We start from the raw sequence: 16,529 nt of genomic DNA on the forward strand, positions 1-16,529 counted from the left end.
TCTTCGGCATGCTGGAGGCATGACTGGGGTTGCCAGAAGAACTTTCCTGCTAGGCGCAGCCGTGGCCGGTGCCGCTTCGACCGGTACCGCCCGCGCTGCCACTCCGTTGTTCGAGCACGGTGTCGCGTCCGGTGATCCGTTGCCGGACGGTGTGCTGCTGTGGACTCGCGTGATCACGTCCGAGCCGATCCGCTGGGAGATCGCGCGCGACGAGGACTTCCGCCGGATCGTGCGGCGCGGCACCACCCGCACCTCCGCCGCGCGGGACCACACGGTGAAGGTCGAGGTCCACGGCCTGCGGGACAACACCCGCTACTGGTACCGCTTCCGCGTCGGCGACGTCGTGTCACCGGTCGGCAGGACCAAGACCGGGGGCTGCGGGTCCGAGCTGAACTTCGGCATCGCGTCGTGCGCGAACTGGTCGGCCGGGCACTTCGCCGGTTACGGGCACCTCGCTCGCCAGGACCTCGACGCCGTGATCCACCTCGGCGACTACATCTACGAGAACGTCGACGGCGTGGTCCGGGAGCAGGACCCACCGCACAAGTGCATCACCCTCGACGACTACCGGCGCCGGCACGCGAAGTACAAGACCGACCGGCACGTGCAGGCGCTGCACTCAGCTCACCCGATGATCGCGACCTGGGACGATCACGAGAGCGCCGACAACTCGTCCAGCATCGGTTCGCCACAACACGATCCGGCCACCGAAGGCCCGTGGGCCGCGCGGATGGCCGCCGCGACGCAGGCCTACTTCGAGTGGATGCCGGTCCGGGAGGGCAAGCTCGACCGGACGTTCCACTTCGGCTCGCTGGCGACGTTGACCATGCTCGACCTGCGCTCGTACCGCACCGACAGCACGATCCTCGGCACGGCCCAGCGCGACCGGCTGATCAGGACCCTCACCACCGACGGCGCCCGCTGGCAGCTCGTCGGCAACTCGGTGATGATCAGCCCGCTCAAGGTCCCGCCGCTACCGGGCCTCCCGCAGACGAACCCCGACCAGTGGGACGGCTTTCCCGCCGACCGGGAGCTGGTGCTGAGGTCGTTGGGCGAGCGGAAGAACACGGTGTTCCTGACCGGCGACATCCACAGCTCGTGGGCCAACGAGGTGCCGTACAACAACAACTCGGTGGCGACGGAGTACGTCGTCACGTCGCTGACGTCGGACAACTTCGACGATCTGCTGAAGGTGCCGCCGCGCACGGTCGCGTTGCAGGTCGAGGCGCAGTTCCAGGCGCTCAACCCGCACGTGCGGTTCGTGGAGCTGGACTCGCACGGCGTCTCGACGCTGCGGGTCACGCCGGACGAGGTCCGGATGGACTGGCACTACGTGGCGGACAAGAAGGACCCGGACAGCGCTGTGGCGCGTGCGCATTCGTTCCGCACGCGCCACAACACGGCACGATCTGAAAGGGTCGTCCTCTAGGCCAGAGCAGCCAGCGCGGTGTGCACCATCACGCGGACGCCCACGAGGAGCGCGCGCTCGTCGAGGTCGAACGTCGGCTGGTGCAGGTCGCGCTGTTTCTCCTGGCCGTTCCACACGCCGAGGCGCGCGAACGAGCCGGGGACGTGCTCCAGGTACCAGCCGAAGTCCTCACCGCCGGAGGACTGCTCGGTGCCTGCGAGCGCGTCGTCGCCCAGCGCGGCCTCGATGCCGGCACGCAGGATCTGGGTGGACTCGCGCTCGTTCACCACCGGCGGCACGCCGCGGCGGTGGTGCAGGTCGAAGCCGACGCCGGTCGGGGCCAGCAGGCCCGTCACGAGGTCCTTGACCAGCGGCTCGAGCTCGGCCCAGATGTCGCGGTCACCGGTGCGCAGCGTGCCGCGCACCAGGCCTTCCTGCGGCACCGCGTTCGGCGCCTCACCCGCGTGGACCGCGCCCCACACCAGGACGGTGCCGGAACGGGGGTCGACGCGGCGCGACAGCATGGTCGGCAGGCCGGTGATGACCGTGCCCAGGGCGTGCACCAGGTCCGCGGTCAGGTGCGGGCGCGAGGTGTGGCCGCCCGGCGACGACAGCCGCAGCTCCAGCAGGTCGGAGGCCGACGTGATGGCGCCGATGCGGGTGCCGATCCGGCCGACCTGCAGCCGCGGGTCGCAGTGCAGACCGAAAATCCGCTCCACGCCGTCGAGACCGCCCGCCGCCAGCACGTCCAGCGCGCCGCCCGGCATGACCTCTTCGGCCGGCTGGAACACCAGACGGACGCGGCCGGGGAGCTCGGTGGCCGACGCGAGCGCCAGCGCGGTGCCGACGAGGACCGTCGTGTGGGCGTCGTGGCCGCACGCGTGCGACACACCGTCCACAGTGGACGAGTACGGCAGGCCGGTGTTCTCCGGCAACGGCAGGGCGTCCATGTCCGCGCGCAACGCCACGCAGCGGGGGCCGCTGCCGATGTCGCAGATCAGGCCGGTGCCGCCGGGCAGCACCCGTGGCTTGAGGCCGACCTCGCGCAGCAGCTTCGCCACGAGCTCGGTGGTGTTGTACTCACGACGGGACAACTCGGGGTGGGCGTGGATGTGCCGGCGCCAGGCGACGATGTCGGAGGCATGCGCCTTCAGCCAGTCGTCGAGCCAGGCCGGTCCACGACCCTCTCCGAGATCATCCACAGGAGACATGCTCACCCCGGTGGGGTCGACAAGCATCTCGGTGGACGTCTTCACAGTTGAGGAGCCGGAGGGCCGGGAGTCCAGAACCGTCATGCCGCACCTCCGCGGGCCAGCAGACGTGCGCGCTGCTGGGAATCGGTGGCTGTCGCGATCGTCGTCCAGGCCATGGCAAGTGCTCCATCGAGCAGCGCACGGTCGGCCGACGCCGACGCACAGGCGGTCGCGAACTCTAGTTGGTGGTTCACCGCGTCTCCGCAGTCAATGGCGATGGTCGGGTGGATAGCGGGCAACACTCTGGTGACGTTGCCCATGTCGGTACTGCCGATCTTCTCTCGCTGCTCGAGTTCCGGCGAAAGCGGACGTCGTCCCAGCTCGGTGGCCGCACGCCGGTAGGCGTCCGCCAGCCACGGATCGGGAGTCAGCTCGGCGTAGATCGGTGAGACCTGCACGACCTCATGGGTGCAGCCGGTCGCGAGCGCGCCGGCCTGAAAGCAGTCCCGGATCCGGTTCTCCAGGCGCTGCAAAGACTCCAAGTTCTCCGCCCTCACATCGAACATCGCCGATGCGCGGGCGGGTATTACGTTCGGCACGGTGCCGCCGTTGGTGACGATGCCGCTCACCATCTGGCCCGGTTCGAGGTGCTGGCGCAGCAGACTGATCGAGATCTGCGCGACCGTCACCGCGTCCGCGGCGTTGATGCCCAGGTGCGGGGCGGCGGCCGCATGCGACGGCTTGCCCGTGTAGTGCACCTCGAGGTCGGTGATGGCCAGCGAGCGCGCGGCGCACGACTCGTACGGCGCCGGGTGCACCATCATCGAGAACGAGACGTCGTCGAACACGCCCCGTTCCAGCATGAGCACCTTGCCGCCGCCGACCTCTTCGGCCGGCGTACCGATCACCTTCACGGTGACACCCAGTCGGTCCGCGATATCACGCAGCGCGAGTGCGGAGCCCACGGAAGCCGCGGCGATGACGTTGTGCCCGCACGCGTGCCCGACCTCGGGCAGTGCGTCGTATTCGGCACAAAGTCCCAGCACCAGCTCGCCGTCGCCGTACGTCGCGGTGAACGCGGTTTCCAGGTCAGCGACGCCGCGGTCGATCTTGAAACCCTCGCGGGCCAGCAGGGAGGTGATCTTCTCAACGCTGCGGTGCTCGGAAAACGCCAGCTCAGGCTCGGCGTGGATCGAGTGCGACAGGTCCAGCAGCGCGTCCGAGTACCGCTCGACGGTCGAGCGTGTGCTGATCTTCAAATCGGTACCCATTTGCCACCATCCTGCATCACCACCCGAAAGACGCGGTGCGCTGATGATGATCAACCGGCTGGCCGGTCGCAGCGCTGCGCCAAGCGGCGAGCGAGTTTCGGTCTGACCGATCAACGATGACGCAAATGGTCGGGAAGCACGCTTAATTTTGACTATTACGTCCCATCATCTGGGACGAATCGTCTCACCTCGAACGACCGCCGAGCGGTCCTCGAGTCAGCCCTTCTTGGCCGCCCTGTCCTTGCGCCACGCTGCCCACCGCTTCTTGTTGCGGTAGTAGACCAGCACGAAGAGCAGCGCGGCGATTCCGCCGAGCCACAGCTTGCGCTTGGTCTCCGCCCGCTCTTCGGGCGACGGCGCCTGCGGGGAATCCACGCTCGGCGCCGGGTTCACGGTCGTCTGCCCGGCTACTACTACGGCGTCGTTCGCGGTGTCTCCGGCGAAGGATGTTCCGGCCAGACCGAAGACACCCATCAGCGCGAACACGCAGGCCAGCAGCAACCTCGACATGGCCTGAACTCTACCTCGAATACCACGTTCGAAGGTCACCCAAACTAGTTAAGCGCTCACCCAGAGTCCGATTGAAACGCCTGCAAAATCTGCTCCGCGGCGAGGGTCGCGGTCAGTTCTCCTGACCGCACCTTCTCCTCCAAAGAGGGCGCTAGCGCGCGTACAGCGGTGCTCTCGCGCACCTGCCGCCACAGTTCGTCGTGGACCATCATCCAGGTCCACTCGACCTGCTGGCGGCGGCGCCGTTCGTCCAGCTCGCCCGCGTCCCTCAGGGTGGCCCGGTGTTCCAGCACTCGGGACCACAGCTCGTCGAGACCGGTTCCCGTGAGGCCGGAACACGTCAGCACCGGTGGGTGCCACAACGCGTCCGGGGGACGCAGCAGTTTCAACGCACCGGCCAGCTCACGGGCGGCCTTGCGGGCCTCCAGTTCGTGGTCGCCGTCGGCCTTGTTGACCGCGATGACGTCCGCGAGTTCGAGGATGCCCTTCTTGATGCCCTGCAGCTGGTCGCCGGTGCGCGCCAGGGTCAGGAAGAGCGAGCAGTCCGTCATGTTCGCGACGGCCACCTCGGACTGCCCGACGCCCACGGTCTCGACCAGCACCACGTCGAAGCCGGCCGCCTCGACCAGCACGATCGTCTCGCGGGTGGCCTGCGCGACGCCGCCGAGCGTGCCGGAGGTCGGCGAGGGCCGGATGAACGCGTCCTGGTTCACCGAGAGCCGCGACATGCGCGTCTTGTCGCCCAGAATGCTGCCGCCGGTGCGGGTCGACGACGGGTCGACGGCGAGCACCGCCACCCGGTGGCCCTTCTCGGTCAGCGTGGTGCCGAGAGCGTCGATGAACGTCGACTTGCCCACGCCGGGGACGCCCGTGATGCCGACCCTGATCCCGTTGCCCGACTTGGGCAACAGCTCGATCAGCAGCTCCTGCGCTTTGGCTCGGTGCTCGGCGCGCTTCGACTCGACCAGCGTGATGGCCTTGGCCAGCACGCCTCGATTGCCGTCGAGGACGCCCTTCGTGTACTCGGCGACATCGATCACCCTAGCCATGGTGCCCGAGCTGGTCCGAGAGTTTCACCAGCAAATCCTTGGCCGCGTCGGCGATCACGGTGCCGGGCGGGAAGATCGCCGCCGCACCCGCCGCGTACAGCTCGTCGAAGTCCTGCGGCGGGATGACGCCACCGACCACGATCATGATGTCCCCGCGGCCGAGCTTGGCGAGTTCTTCTTTGAGCGCGGGCACCAGCGTGAGGTGGCCGGCGGCGAGCGAGGACACGCCGACGATGTGCACGTCGGCCTCCACGGCCTGGCGCGCGACCTCCTCCGGCGTCTGGAACAGCGGGCCGACGTCGACGTCGAAGCCGAGGTCCGCGAACGCCGTGGCGATCACCTTCTGGCCGCGGTCGTGACCGTCCTGACCCATCTTGGCGACCAGGATGCGCGGCCGGCGGCCTTCCTCCTCCGCGAACGCCTCGACGACCTCGCGGCAGGCGTCCACGTTGGACACTTGGCCGACCTCCTGCCGGTAGACACCGGAAATGGTGCGGATCTGGGCGGTGTGCCGCCCCCACACCTTGCCGAGCGACTCGGAGATCTCGCCCACGGTCGCCTTGGCGCGGGCGGCGTCGATGGCGAGCTCGAGCAGGTTACCGCCACCGCTCGCCGCGTTCGTCAGCGCGTTGAGCGCACTGTCCACAGCGGACTGGTCGCGCTCCTCCCGCAGGCGCCTGAGCTTCTCCAACTGCTGCGTGCGCACGCCCGCGTTGTCGACCTTGAGGACGTCGATCTGCTCGTCGTTGGTCACCAGGTACTTGTTGACGCCGATGACGGGCTGGCGGCCGGAGTCGATGCGCGCCTGCGTGCGGGCGGCGGCCTCCTCGATGCGCAGCTTGGGGATGCCCTCGTCGATCGCGCGGGCCATGCCACCAGCCTTCTCGACCTCGGTGATGTGCTCCCAGGCCTTTGCGGCCAGCTCGTTCGTGAGTCGTTCGACGTACGCGCTACCGCCCCACGGGTCGATCACGCGCGTGGTGCCGGACTCCTGCTGCAGCAGCAGCTGGGTGTTGCGGGCGATTCGCGCCGAGAAGTCCGTCGGCAGCGCGAGCGCCTCGTCGAGAGCGTTGGTGTGCAACGACTGCGTGTGCCCCTGCGTCGCGGCCATCGCCTCGACGCACGTGCGCGCGACGTTGTTGAACACGTCCTGCGCGGTGAGCGACCAGCCGGACGTCTGGCAGTGCGTGCGGAGGCTGAGCGACTTCTGGCTCTTGGGCTCGAAGCCGTTGACCAGCTTCGCCCAGAGCAGGCGTGCGGCCCGCATCTTGGCGATCTCCATGAAGAAGTTCATGCCGATGGCCCAGAAGAAGCTCAGACGCGGCGCGAACGCGTCCACGTCCAGGCCCGCTTCTTTTCCGGCCCGGATGTACTCGACGCCGTCCGCGAGGGTGTAGGCCAGCTCCAGGTCGGCCGTCGCCCCGGCCTCCTGCATGTGGTAGCCGGAGATGGAGATGGAGTTGTACTTCGGCATCTTCTGGCTGGTGAAGCTGAAGATGTCGGAGATGATCCGCATCGACGCCGCGGGCGGGTAGATGTAGGTGTTGCGGACCATGAACTCCTTGAGGATGTCGTTCTGGATCGTCCCCATGAGCTGCTCCGGCTTCACCCCCTGCTCCTCCGCCGCGACGACGAACAGGGCCAGGATCGGCAGCACCGCGCCGTTCATCGTCATCGACACGGACATCTTGTCGAGCGGGATGCCGTCGAACAGCGTGCGCATGTCGTAGATCGAGTCGATCGCGACGCCCGCCATGCCGACGTCCCCGGCCACGCGCGGGTGGTCCGAGTCGTAGCCGCGGTGGGTGGCGAGGTCGAAGGCGACCGACAAACCCTTCTGCCCGGCCGCGAGGTTGCGGCGGTAGAAGGCGTTCGACTCTTCGGCCGTCGAGAAACCCGCGTACTGGCGGACAGTCCACGGCTGGTTGACGTACATCGTCGGGTACGGGCCTCTGAGGAACGGCGCGACACCGGGATAGGTCTGCAGGAAGTCCAGTCCGTCCACATCGGACGGTCCGTAGGCCGGCTTGACCGCGATGCCCTCCGGCGTGTCCCACACCGGCAGGTCGCTCTCGTACTTCGCCGACGGCAGCGGGCCGAGGTCGATGTCCGCGAAGTTGGGGATCATCGCCTGACTCCAAGGAACTCGAAGGTGTCGTTCAGGATTTCCAGCGCCGGGCAACCCGCGTAGACGTAGCCGTCGACCTCGGCGTCGCTCTTGCGCCCGGCCAGGAGTACCCGCTCGGCGCCGGCTTCGCGCAACGCCTCGACGACCTGGGCGGCGTCGGCGTAGCTGGTGTCGCTGCCGCACAGCACGGCGACCCTTGCCTTGGACTCCTTGAACTTCTGCGCCACGTCGTCCGCGGTCTTGGTCGGGCCCGCGTTCGGGGTGGCGAGACCGCCGGCGTTGAAGAGGTTCGCGGCGAAGGTGGCGCGGGCGGTGTGCGCGGCTACCGGGCCCAGGGTGGCGAGGAAGACCTGGGGGCGTTCCTGTTGGGCGTCGGCCAGGTCGCGCAGTTCCTCGAAGGCCTGGGCGTAGCGGACGCGCGGCAGCCAGGAACTGTCAGACCTGCCTGAGACACTTGGGATGGGGGGTGGATCCCCCCAGGGGGCCTGCGAGTCGGAATCGATCCCGGGAGCGGGGTCGGCTGCGGCGACGGGCGCGCCGGGAGCGGGTGGGCGGACGACCGGCTTCTCACCCAGGTTCGGGAACTCGCTCACCCCCGTGATCGGATCGCTGCGATTCGCGAGCCGCGCAGAACGCTTCTCCCAAGTCTGAGCGATCCGGTCGGCCACCAACGACCGCGCGGCAGGCAGCCCGCCCGCCCGTTCGATCTCCTGGAACCACGCCCAGGCCCGCGTGGCGAGGTCGTCGGTGAGCTTCTCCACGTACCAGGACCCGGCCGCGGGGTCGATCACCTCACCGAGGTGCGACTCCTCCAGCAGCAGGTTCTGCGTGTTGCGGGCGACGCGGCGGGCGAACTCGTCCGGCACCCCGATGGCCGCGTCGAACGGCTGCACCGTCACCGAGTCGGCGCCACCGAGACCGGCGGCCAGCGTCGCCACCGTGGTGCGCAGCATGTTCACCCACGGGTCGCGGCGGGTCATCATCGCCGAGGACGTGACAGCGTGCTGCACCTGCGGCACGTCGGCACCGGACACCTCGGCGACCCGCGCCCACAGCCGGCGAGCCGCTCGCAGCTTCGCGATGGTGAGGAACTGGTCGGCGGTCGCGGCGTAGCGGAACTCCAGCTGCGCGAAGGCCTGCGCGACGCCGAGCCCGGCATCCGTCAAAGCACGCAGGTAGGAGACGGCCAGCGCGAGCGACGCACCGAGTTCCTCCGTGTCCGACCCGCCCGCGTCGTGGAACGGCAGCGCGTCGACGACCACCGTGCGCAGACCCGGAAAGAGCTTGTTGGCCTGCTTGATGACGTCCAGTGCCTCGCCAGACGGCACCAGAGCGAGGTTGCCGACCACGTCCGCGGCCAGCAGCGGCGCCTGGTCGTAGATGCGCAGCATGGCGCGGGCGGCGTCGACGTCACCGTCGAGCACGATCGGCGCGAGGTCGAGGTAGACGCCGTCCAGCACCCGCTCGAGCGAGTCGGCGGGGATGGCGAGCCACAACGAGGTGACGCCGCCCTCCAGGTCGTTCATCACGGCGACCGGGTCGGGCACGGCGTGGCGCTGGCGGACGTCCCAGCCCTGCTTGGCCGGCGCGAGCGCGTACGGCGTGGGCAGCGCGTCGTCCAGCGTGTAGAGAGGCTGCAGCTCGATGCCGTCGTAGGTCTTCGTGACAAGCGACTCGAAGCTGGCCCCGGTCTTGCGGAGGACGGCGTCGACCAGCTCACGCCACTGTTCCCTCGACGCGGAGGGGAACTCGTTCGGGCGGAATTCGGCGGACAAGGCCAACTCCATCATGCGTTGCAGTGTTACCGACCGGTACCGACACGGCTATGTGAGGTTCACCGCCGTTAATGATGCAGCAAGAGTGTCAGGAAGAATGGGCTAGTGGAAAACGGTGACCAGGATCGCTTGATCGCGGCTAGGTACCGGCTGCTGCACCTGCTCGGACAGGGCTCGATGGGCACGGTCTGGGCCGCCCACGACGAGGTGCTGCGCCGGCAGGTCGCGGTGAAGGGCATCCTGCGGCCGCCCGGCATGCCCGACGTCGCGGCCGCTGAGCTGCGCGAACGCACCATGCGCGAGGCACGGGCCGTCGCCGCGCTGTCGCATCCGAACCTCGTCACGCTCTACGACGTCGTGCAGCACGACGGCGACCCGTACGTGGTGATGGAGATCGTGCCGTCGCGCAGCCTCAGCGAGGTGCTGCAGGAGCAGGGCTGCCTCACCGAGAAGCAGGGCGCGGCGGTGCTGGACGCCATCGCGGCCGCACTGGAGTCCGCGCACCGGGCCGGCATCACGCACCGGGACGTGAAGCCCGGCAACGTGCTGATCGCCGACGACGGCCGGGTCAAGCTCACGGACTTCGGCATCGCGCGCAACGTCGCCGAGGCCACCATGACCGCGCGGGGCATCACGCTGGGCACCCCCGCCTACATCGCGCCCGAGGTCGCCCAGGGCGGGGACGTGTCGGCGGCCGCGGACCGCTGGTCGCTGGGCGCGACGCTGTGGGCCGCGATGGCCGGCGAGCCGCCCTACGTGGGCAAGAACGTCATGCAGACGATCAACTCGGTGATCAACGGTGACGTGCCGGTGCCGGCCGGTGCCGGGCGGCTCGCGCCGGTGATCAGCGGGTTGATGCAGAAGGAGCCGGCCGAGCGGATGCCGCTGGTCGACGTGCGCAAGCAGGTCTACCCGCTGCTGCCGGAGCCCGGCACGGACGCGTTCGAGGTGCGTCAGACGGTGGCGCCGCCGGTGATCGTGCGGCCGAAGCCGAAGGTCGAGCCGGACGCGCCGCTGGCCGACGACCCAGGGCCGCTGCCGTTCCTGGTCACCGAGCCGTTCCCGCGGCAGCGCCGGCGCGGTCCGATCGCGACGACGTTCGTGCTGGTCACGGCCGTCCTGCTGTTCCTGGCCGGGTCGGGCGGCGGGTTCGCGCTGACGCGGATCGTGGCGGGGGCCCCGCTGCTCCCGCCGGTCGAGCAGAACTCGCCGACGGTGCTGCCGACGCTGCCCACCGCGCCGTCGTTCGAGCAGCGGACCGCCTCGGCCGTGACCGCGAACGGTGACCAGGGCGGCCGGTTCGCCCTGAACGTCGAGGAGAGCTGGTCGACGTACGCCGAGCAGCGCGCGGCCGACAACTGGATGCCCGCCTCCGCGGTCGTGCACTTCATCTCACCGACCGGTGCGTACGAGGTCACCGTCCAGCGGTTCCCCGGCTACTACCCGAAGCGCGACATCGGCGACTACACGCAGGGCGTGGCGGCGCAGTGGCCGGACCGGTTCTTCGGCGGCGAAAAAGTGCAGACGCCGAACCTCGCGGGGCCGCGCAGCGAGGAGAGCATCCAGTTCATCTACCGGACGGTGGAGGGCACCGAGCCGAACGCGTTGCGGAGGTCGCACTTCTCTCGCGTGCTGCCGCACGGCAACGACCTGTGGGTGGTCGAGGTCGTCGTGCCCACTGAGCAGGAGGACGAGGCGCGGGTGAGGCTGTTCGACGCGATCGCCTCCACGTTCGCCCCGGTTTGAGCCGTGTCCCGCGGGTCGGTCCGATGAGAGTCGTGTCCGAGAGGGTTCATGACGGTGCCGTCAGGGACCCCCTCGGGCGCGGCTATCGCGGACAGACCCGCGGGACACGGCTTAAGCTCTCGCGGTGACTCCAGAAGAGCTGGCCGGCAAGGCCGCGGAAGAGATCCAGAGCCGCACCGGCGTGGCGAAGCACGACATCGCGATCGTGCTCGGCTCCGGCTGGCGGCCCGCCGCCGACGTGATCGGCGCACCCACCGTCGAAATCCCCGTCGGCGAACTGACGGGCTACGAGGCCCCGACCGCACTCGGCCACGGCGGCACCATCCGCTCCGTCGAGGTGGGTTCGAAGAAGGTGCTCGTCGTCCTCGGCCGCACCCACGGCTACGAGGGCAAGGGCGTCCAGACGGTCGTCCACGGCGTGCGCACGGCCGCTGCCGCTGGGGTGTCGACGGTCATCCTGACCAACGCCGCCGGTGGCCTGCGGCAGGGCATGTCCGTCGGGCAGCCCGTGCTGATCTCCGACCACCTGAACCTGACCGCGGTGTCGCCGCTGGTCGGCGCGCGGTTCGTGGACCTGACGGACCTGTACTCGCCGCGCCTGCGGTCGCTTGCCCAGCAGATCGACTCGTCGCTGGAGGAGGGCGTGTACGCCGGTCTGCCCGGCCCGCACTTCGAGACGCCGGCCGAGATCCGGATGCTGCGGACGCTGGGTGCCGACATGGTCGGCATGTCGACCGTGCACGAGGCCATCGCCGCGCGCGCCGAGGGCGTCGAGGTGTTCGGCCTGTCGCTGGTCACGAACCTCGCGGCGGGCATCACCGGTGAGCCGCTGAACCACCAGGAGGTGCTGGAGGCCGGTGCCGCGGCCGCCCAGCGCATGGGCACGCTGCTGCGCGAGCTGGTGGACCGCGCATGAGCCTCACGCCGGCACTGCGCGACGCGACGTTCCGGTGGATCGCTGACGACCCCTCCGCGGCTTCTCGTGAGGAGCTGCAGGGGGTGTTGGCGCGCGCGATGGGCGGTGACGCCGCCGCGCTGGAGGACCTGGCCGACCGGATGGCCGGGCCGCTGACGTTCGGCACCGCCGGGCTGCGCGGACCGGTGCGGGCGGGCACGAACGGCATGAACGTGGCCACGGTGGTCCGCACGACCGCCGGACTGGCCGCGTGGCTGGGCTCGCCGGGGTCCGGCGTGGTGTTCGTGGGCAGGGACGCCCGGCACGGGTCCGAGGAGTTCTGCACGGCCGCCGCCGAGGTCATGGCCGCGGCGGGCTTCGACGTGCGGGTGCTGCCAGGACCGTTGCCGACGCCCGTGCTCGCGTTCCTGGTGCGGCGGCACGGTGCCGTCGCCGGGATCCAGATCACCGCGTCGCACAACCCGCCAGCGGACAACGGCTACAAGCTCTACCTGACCGGCGGTTCGCAGATCGTGCCGCCGTCGGACGGCGAGATCGAGAAGGCGATCGAGGCCGTGCCCGCGGCGGTGTCGGTGCCGCGGTCGCCCACGTACTCGGTGGTGTCGGACGCCGAGGTCGACGAGTACCTGGAGCGGGTCTCCTCGCTGCCGCGCCAGAACGCGCGGGGCCTGAAGATCGCGCTGACGCCGATGCACGGTGTCGGCGGCGCGTTCGCCGTGGAAGCGTTGCGGCGCGCGGGTTTCACCGACGTGCATGTGGTGCGGTCGCAGGCGGTGCCGGACCCGGACTTCCCGACCGTCGTGTTCCCGAACCCCGAGGAGCCGGGCGCGTCGGACGAACTGCTGGCGCTGGCCGCCTCCGCCGACGCCGACCTGGCGATCGCGCTGGACCCGGACGCCGACCGGTGCGCGCTGGGCGTGCGGGACGGCTCGGCGTGGCGGATGCTGCGCGGTGACGAGACGGGCGTGCTGCTCGGCTCGCTGGTGCTGTCGACGACCGAGTCCGCAGATCCTTTGGTGGCAACGACGATCGTGTCGTCGTCGCTGCTGAAGTCGATCGCTGCCGCGCACGGTGCCCGCTACGCGGAGACGCTGACCGGCTTCAAGTGGCTGGCGCGGGCGGGCGAGGGTCTGGTGTTCGCCTACGAGGAGGCGCTGGGCAACTGCGTCGACCCGTCGCACGTCGCCGACAAGGACGGCCTGTCCGCCGCGGTCGTGGCCGCTGACCTGGCGGCAGGGCTGAAGGCGTCGGGGCGCACGTTGCTGGACGCGCTGGACCAGCTGGCGCTGGACCACGGCCTGCACCTGACCGACCAGGTTTCCTTGCGGTACACCGACTTGAGCCTGATCGGCGCCACGATGGCCCGGCTGCGCGCCGAGCCTCCGCCGGACTTCACGTCCGAGGACATGCTGCCGGGCGCGGACGTCCTGCGCTGGACCGCGGACGGCGTGCGCGTGATCGTGCGGCCGTCCGGCACCGAGCCGAAGCTCAAGGCGTACCTGGAAGTGGTCGAGCCGGTCACGGACGGACTTCCGTCCGCCCGTGAAGCCGCGGTTGCCAGGTTGAAGGTGTTGCGGGAGCGCGTGACCGAGTTGGTCGGCTAGGTCAGCCGGCCAGCGCGATCATCAGGCACAGCGCGGCAAGAACGAAGCCCCCGCCGGCCACCAGGTAGGCCCTTCTGGTCGGCGGGGCGATCGCGTTGCGACGCCCCTCGGTGACCGCCGCGACGGCGATCCGGCCGAAGATGTAGGCGATCGTGCAGAGCCCCACGCCGAGTCCGAGCAACATCGTGTTGACGTCCCACGGGCTGTGGTCGAACCCCGGCCACAGCGACGCGAAGAGGGGCCCGATCCCGATCATCCCGATGCCGATCGCAAGGCCGAAACCCCAGGTGATGCGACGCTGACGAGGACTGGTGGTCATAAGGGCGGTGGTCTTCATGGTCCCTCCTGTGTACACCCTTTAGGACGTCTTGCGGGCCTCGGGGTTCCGTTGTGTCTTCTGCAGCAACAGGAACGCCTGCGGGCCCTTCTCGTGCACGTCCTTCTGACGTTGCAAGCGTGCCACTTCGTTGAATCCTGCGTCGCTCGCGTTTTTCACCGTCTCGTCCGGCTCGTGCCAGTAGACGTCGAGGTCCACGTCGTGGCCGTAGGCGTGGTCGAGGTGCACTTTCTGGTTGCCGGCCTTGAACGCGTGCAACAGGTACCCGCCAGGTTTCACGACGCGGTGGAACTCCCGCCACGGCACGGATTCCGCGGGCACGTGCACCGTGGAGTACCAGACGACCGCGCCGCCCAGGCTGTCGTCCTCCAGATCCAGCGCGTTGTTGTCGCCGACCTGGAACTCTAGATGCGGGTAGAGCTTCTTGGCCTGCTCGACCATGCCCGGCGAGAGGTCGACCCCGAACGCGTCCAGCCCGAGTTCGTACAGGTACTGCGTGATGCGGCCGGTGCCGCAACCGAGGTCGCCGATCCTCCCCTCGGCCAGTTCGGCGAACGCCCGCATGATCGCGGCGTCGAGCGGGCGGCCGTCGTGCGCGTCCGGATGAGCTCGGCGTAGCTGGCGGCAACAATGTCGTAGGAGGCGCGGGTCATGGTCATCTATGTTGCCGCCCATGGAGTACACGCGGCGTGACCTGGCACAGGCGGTGCTGGACGCACACCCGGACAGCAAGCGCGGCCTCGACATGTTCCGGGGCGGGTTCAGCAAGGACATGAAGGCGCACCAGGTGCGGGTGCGCGACGGGCTGTTGAAGGCCTTCGGCATCAACTTCAAGGCTCACACGGCGATGAAGATGATGCTCACGGCCACGGTCAAGTCGAACTCGGCGATCACCGGGCCGATGAGCGGCTTCGGCGAGGCCGGCCTGCTCATCCGCAAGCTGGAGGGCACCGGTGTCCTCGACAAGGTGAGTGAGATCGGGGCGCTGAACACGATGTCGAGGAAGGCCCACCTCGACATCGTCGAGGAGCTGATCGGACTCATGGGTCCTACCGTGGACACGGTGACCTCGGAAGACCTCAAGGCAGCCGGCGTGGACGACCCGCCGCCGAACAGCGACGACTACGAGATGGACTACTGATGGCCAGGCTGCTGGTCGTCCACCACACGCCGTCGCCCGCCGTGCAGGCGATGTTCGAGGCGGTCGTGTCCGGGGCGTCCACCCCGGAGATCGAGGGCGTCGAGGTGGTGCGGAAGGCCGCGTTGTCCACAACGGCTGTGGATGTGCTCGAGGCCGACGGCTACCTGCTGGGCACGCCCGCGAACCTCGGCTACATGAGCGGTGCGCTGAAGCACTTCTTCGACACCGTCTACTACCCGTGCCTCGACTCCACGCGCGGCCGGCCGTTCGGGCTGTACGTGCACGGCAACAACGACACGACGGGTGCGGTGCGCAGCGTGGAAGCGGCCACGACCGGGCTCGGCTGGGAGAAGGCGGCCCAGCACGTGCTGGTCACGGGCGAGCCGTCGAAGGCCGATCTGGAGGCGTGCTGGGAGCTCGGCGCCAGCGTTGCGGCCCAGTTGTCCACATGAACCCGGGGTTGTCCACAGCCTCTTGTCCCCAACCTGTGGACAACCCTGGGGATTATCTCGAACACATGTTCTATCGGCCGACGGGCCTCATGTCCGGGTACCGGTCCCCTGCCACCTCGGCGGCCGGCACGGCCACCTCGATCGCGGCCAGGTCGGCGTCCGACAGCTCCAGAGCGGCTGCGGCGACGTTCTCCTCCAGGTACTTGATCCGCTTGGTCCCCGGAATCGGCACGACGTCGGCACCGCGGTGCTGCACCCACGCCAGCGCCAGCTGGCCGGCCGTGACCCCGCGGTCGGCGGCCAGCGCCTTGAGCTCGGCGACCATCTTCAGGTTCGCGTCCAGGTTGGCCCCGGAGAACCGCGGCTGCGCGACCGCTCGGAAGTCACCCTCGCCGAAGTCGGTGGCGGAGGTGAAGCGGCCGGTCAGCACGCCGCGGCCCAGCGGCGAGTACGGCACGAGGCCGACGCCGAGTTCACGCGCGGCCGGCACGATCTCGGCCTCGATGTCGCGCGACCACAGCGACCACTCGCTCTGCAGTGCGGTGATCGGGTGCACGGCGTGGGCCCTGCGCAGCGTGGCCGCGCCCGCCTCCGACAGGCCGAGGTGCCGGACCTTGCCCTCGCTGACCAGCTCGGACATCGCGCCGACGGTCTCCTCGATGGGCGTGTCCGCCGGCACCCGGTGCAGGTAGTACAGGTCGATGTGATCGACCCCGAGCCGCTTCAGCGAACCCTCGACCGAGGACCGCACGTACTCGCGGTCGCCGCGGATGCCTCGCGTGCCGCCCGCTTCGCGGACGATGCCGAACTTCGTGGCCAGCACCACCGAGTCGCGACGGTCGGCGATCGCGCGGCCCACCAGCTCCTCGTTGACGTACGGGCCGTACATGTCCGCGGTGTCGAGCAGGGTGACGCCGAGCTCCAGGGCCCGGTGGATCACCGCGATCGACTCGGCGTCGTCGCCGGCGCCGTAGAACTCCGACATTCCCATGCAGCCGA

The 16,529-nt window shown here is 69.4% G+C and carries 15 protein-coding genes; 6 read left to right on the forward strand and 9 right to left on the reverse strand.

From position 1 onward, the window contains the following. The first annotated feature begins 61 nt into the window (after nt 1-61). Nucleotides 62-1,429 (forward strand): alkaline phosphatase D family protein, encoded by a 1,368-nt coding sequence (locus ACIA8G_RS17460; RefSeq protein ID WP_396419501.1) that lies wholly within the window; start codon nt 62-64, stop codon nt 1,427-1,429. On the opposite strand, the gene ACIA8G_RS17465 is transcribed toward ACIA8G_RS17460, so the two are convergent. The 6 genes from ACIA8G_RS17465 to ACIA8G_RS17490 form a co-directional block, all read right to left on the reverse strand. Continuing rightward, a complete protein-coding gene (locus tag ACIA8G_RS17465) occupies nt 1,426-2,703 on the reverse strand; it encodes a M20 family metallopeptidase (protein WP_396419502.1) in 1,278 nt (425 codons plus the stop codon). The genes ACIA8G_RS17460 and ACIA8G_RS17465 overlap by 4 nt on opposite strands. After that, nucleotides 2,700-3,872 (reverse strand): M20 family metallopeptidase, encoded by a 1,173-nt coding sequence (locus ACIA8G_RS17470; protein WP_396419683.1) that lies wholly within the window; start codon nt 3,870-3,872, stop codon nt 2,700-2,702. Before ACIA8G_RS17470 ends, ACIA8G_RS17465 begins: the two co-directional genes overlap by 4 nt. 216 nt (nt 3,873-4,088) lie before the next feature. After that, nucleotides 4,089-4,382 (reverse strand): hypothetical protein, encoded by a 294-nt coding sequence (locus ACIA8G_RS17475; protein WP_396419503.1) that lies wholly within the window; start codon nt 4,380-4,382, stop codon nt 4,089-4,091. A 56-nt stretch (nt 4,383-4,438) separates the two neighbouring features. Then, nucleotides 4,439-5,431, reverse strand: coding sequence for a methylmalonyl Co-A mutase-associated GTPase MeaB (meaB, locus tag ACIA8G_RS17480; protein ID WP_396419504.1), 993 nt, complete (start codon nt 5,429-5,431; stop codon nt 4,439-4,441). Beyond that, nucleotides 5,424-7,559: a methylmalonyl-CoA mutase gene (gene scpA, locus ACIA8G_RS17485; protein WP_396419505.1), complete on the reverse strand. Its 2,136-nt coding sequence runs from the start codon at nt 7,557-7,559 to the stop codon at nt 5,424-5,426. The genes meaB and scpA overlap by 8 nt, the downstream gene beginning before the upstream one ends. After that, a complete protein-coding gene (locus ACIA8G_RS17490) occupies nt 7,556-9,349 on the reverse strand; it encodes a methylmalonyl-CoA mutase family protein (RefSeq protein WP_396419506.1) in 1,794 nt (597 codons plus the stop codon). The genes scpA and ACIA8G_RS17490 overlap by 4 nt, the downstream gene beginning before the upstream one ends. Before the next feature lie 114 nt (nt 9,350-9,463). On the opposite strand from ACIA8G_RS17490, the gene ACIA8G_RS17495 reads away from it, so the two are divergent. The 3 genes from ACIA8G_RS17495 to ACIA8G_RS17505 all read left to right on the forward strand — a co-directional run bounded on the left by ACIA8G_RS17495 (nt 9,464) and on the right by ACIA8G_RS17505 (nt 13,600). Then, nucleotides 9,464-11,080 carry a serine/threonine-protein kinase gene (locus ACIA8G_RS17495; RefSeq protein WP_396419507.1) on the forward strand — a complete coding sequence of 539 codons (1,617 nt, stop codon included), beginning with the start codon at nt 9,464-9,466 and terminating at the stop codon, nt 11,078-11,080. 124 nt (nt 11,081-11,204) lie between these two features. Beyond that, the gene (locus tag ACIA8G_RS17500) at nt 11,205-11,996 is read left to right on the forward strand and encodes a purine-nucleoside phosphorylase (RefSeq protein WP_396419508.1); all 792 of its coding nucleotides are present in this window, start codon (nt 11,205-11,207) and stop codon (nt 11,994-11,996) included. Continuing rightward, entirely contained in the window at nt 11,993-13,600 is a 1,608-nt protein-coding gene (locus ACIA8G_RS17505; RefSeq protein WP_396419509.1) for a phospho-sugar mutase, read from the forward strand. Before ACIA8G_RS17500 ends, ACIA8G_RS17505 begins: the two co-directional genes overlap by 4 nt. A gap of 1 nt (nt 13,601) precedes the next feature. Here ACIA8G_RS17505 and ACIA8G_RS17510 read toward each other — a convergent pair whose 3' ends face one another. Together ACIA8G_RS17510 and ACIA8G_RS17515 are read right to left on the reverse strand one after the other, a co-directional pair. Next, on the reverse strand, nt 13,602-13,937 hold the full coding sequence (locus ACIA8G_RS17510) for a hypothetical protein (RefSeq protein WP_396419510.1): 336 nt from the start codon (nt 13,935-13,937) through the stop codon (nt 13,602-13,604). Between the two features lie 21 nt (nt 13,938-13,958). Beyond that, nucleotides 13,959-14,501, reverse strand: coding sequence for a class I SAM-dependent methyltransferase (locus ACIA8G_RS17515; RefSeq protein WP_396419511.1), 543 nt, complete (start codon nt 14,499-14,501; stop codon nt 13,959-13,961). 109 nt (nt 14,502-14,610) lie between these two features. On the opposite strand from ACIA8G_RS17515, the gene ACIA8G_RS17520 reads away from it, so the two are divergent. Then, complete coding sequence (locus tag ACIA8G_RS17520; protein ID WP_396419512.1) at nt 14,611-15,078, forward strand: hypothetical protein; 468 nt, start codon at nt 14,611-14,613, stop codon at nt 15,076-15,078. Continuing rightward, nucleotides 15,078-15,530 carry a flavodoxin family protein gene (locus tag ACIA8G_RS17525; RefSeq protein WP_396419513.1) on the forward strand — a complete coding sequence of 151 codons (453 nt, stop codon included), beginning with the start codon at nt 15,078-15,080 and terminating at the stop codon, nt 15,528-15,530. The genes ACIA8G_RS17520 and ACIA8G_RS17525 overlap by 1 nt, the downstream gene beginning before the upstream one ends. 70 nt (nt 15,531-15,600) lie before the next feature. Here the strand turns inward: ACIA8G_RS17525 and ACIA8G_RS17530 are convergent, their stop codons facing one another. Then, nucleotides 15,601-16,521, reverse strand: a complete 921-nt coding sequence (locus tag ACIA8G_RS17530) for an aldo/keto reductase (RefSeq protein WP_396419684.1) — start codon at nt 16,519-16,521, stop codon at nt 15,601-15,603. Nucleotides 16,522-16,529: the final 8 nt, after the last annotated feature.

It is taken from the genome of Lentzea sp. NPDC051213, assembly GCF_044455585.1.
Classification (GTDB): domain Bacteria; phylum Actinomycetota; class Actinomycetes; order Mycobacteriales; family Pseudonocardiaceae; genus Lentzea.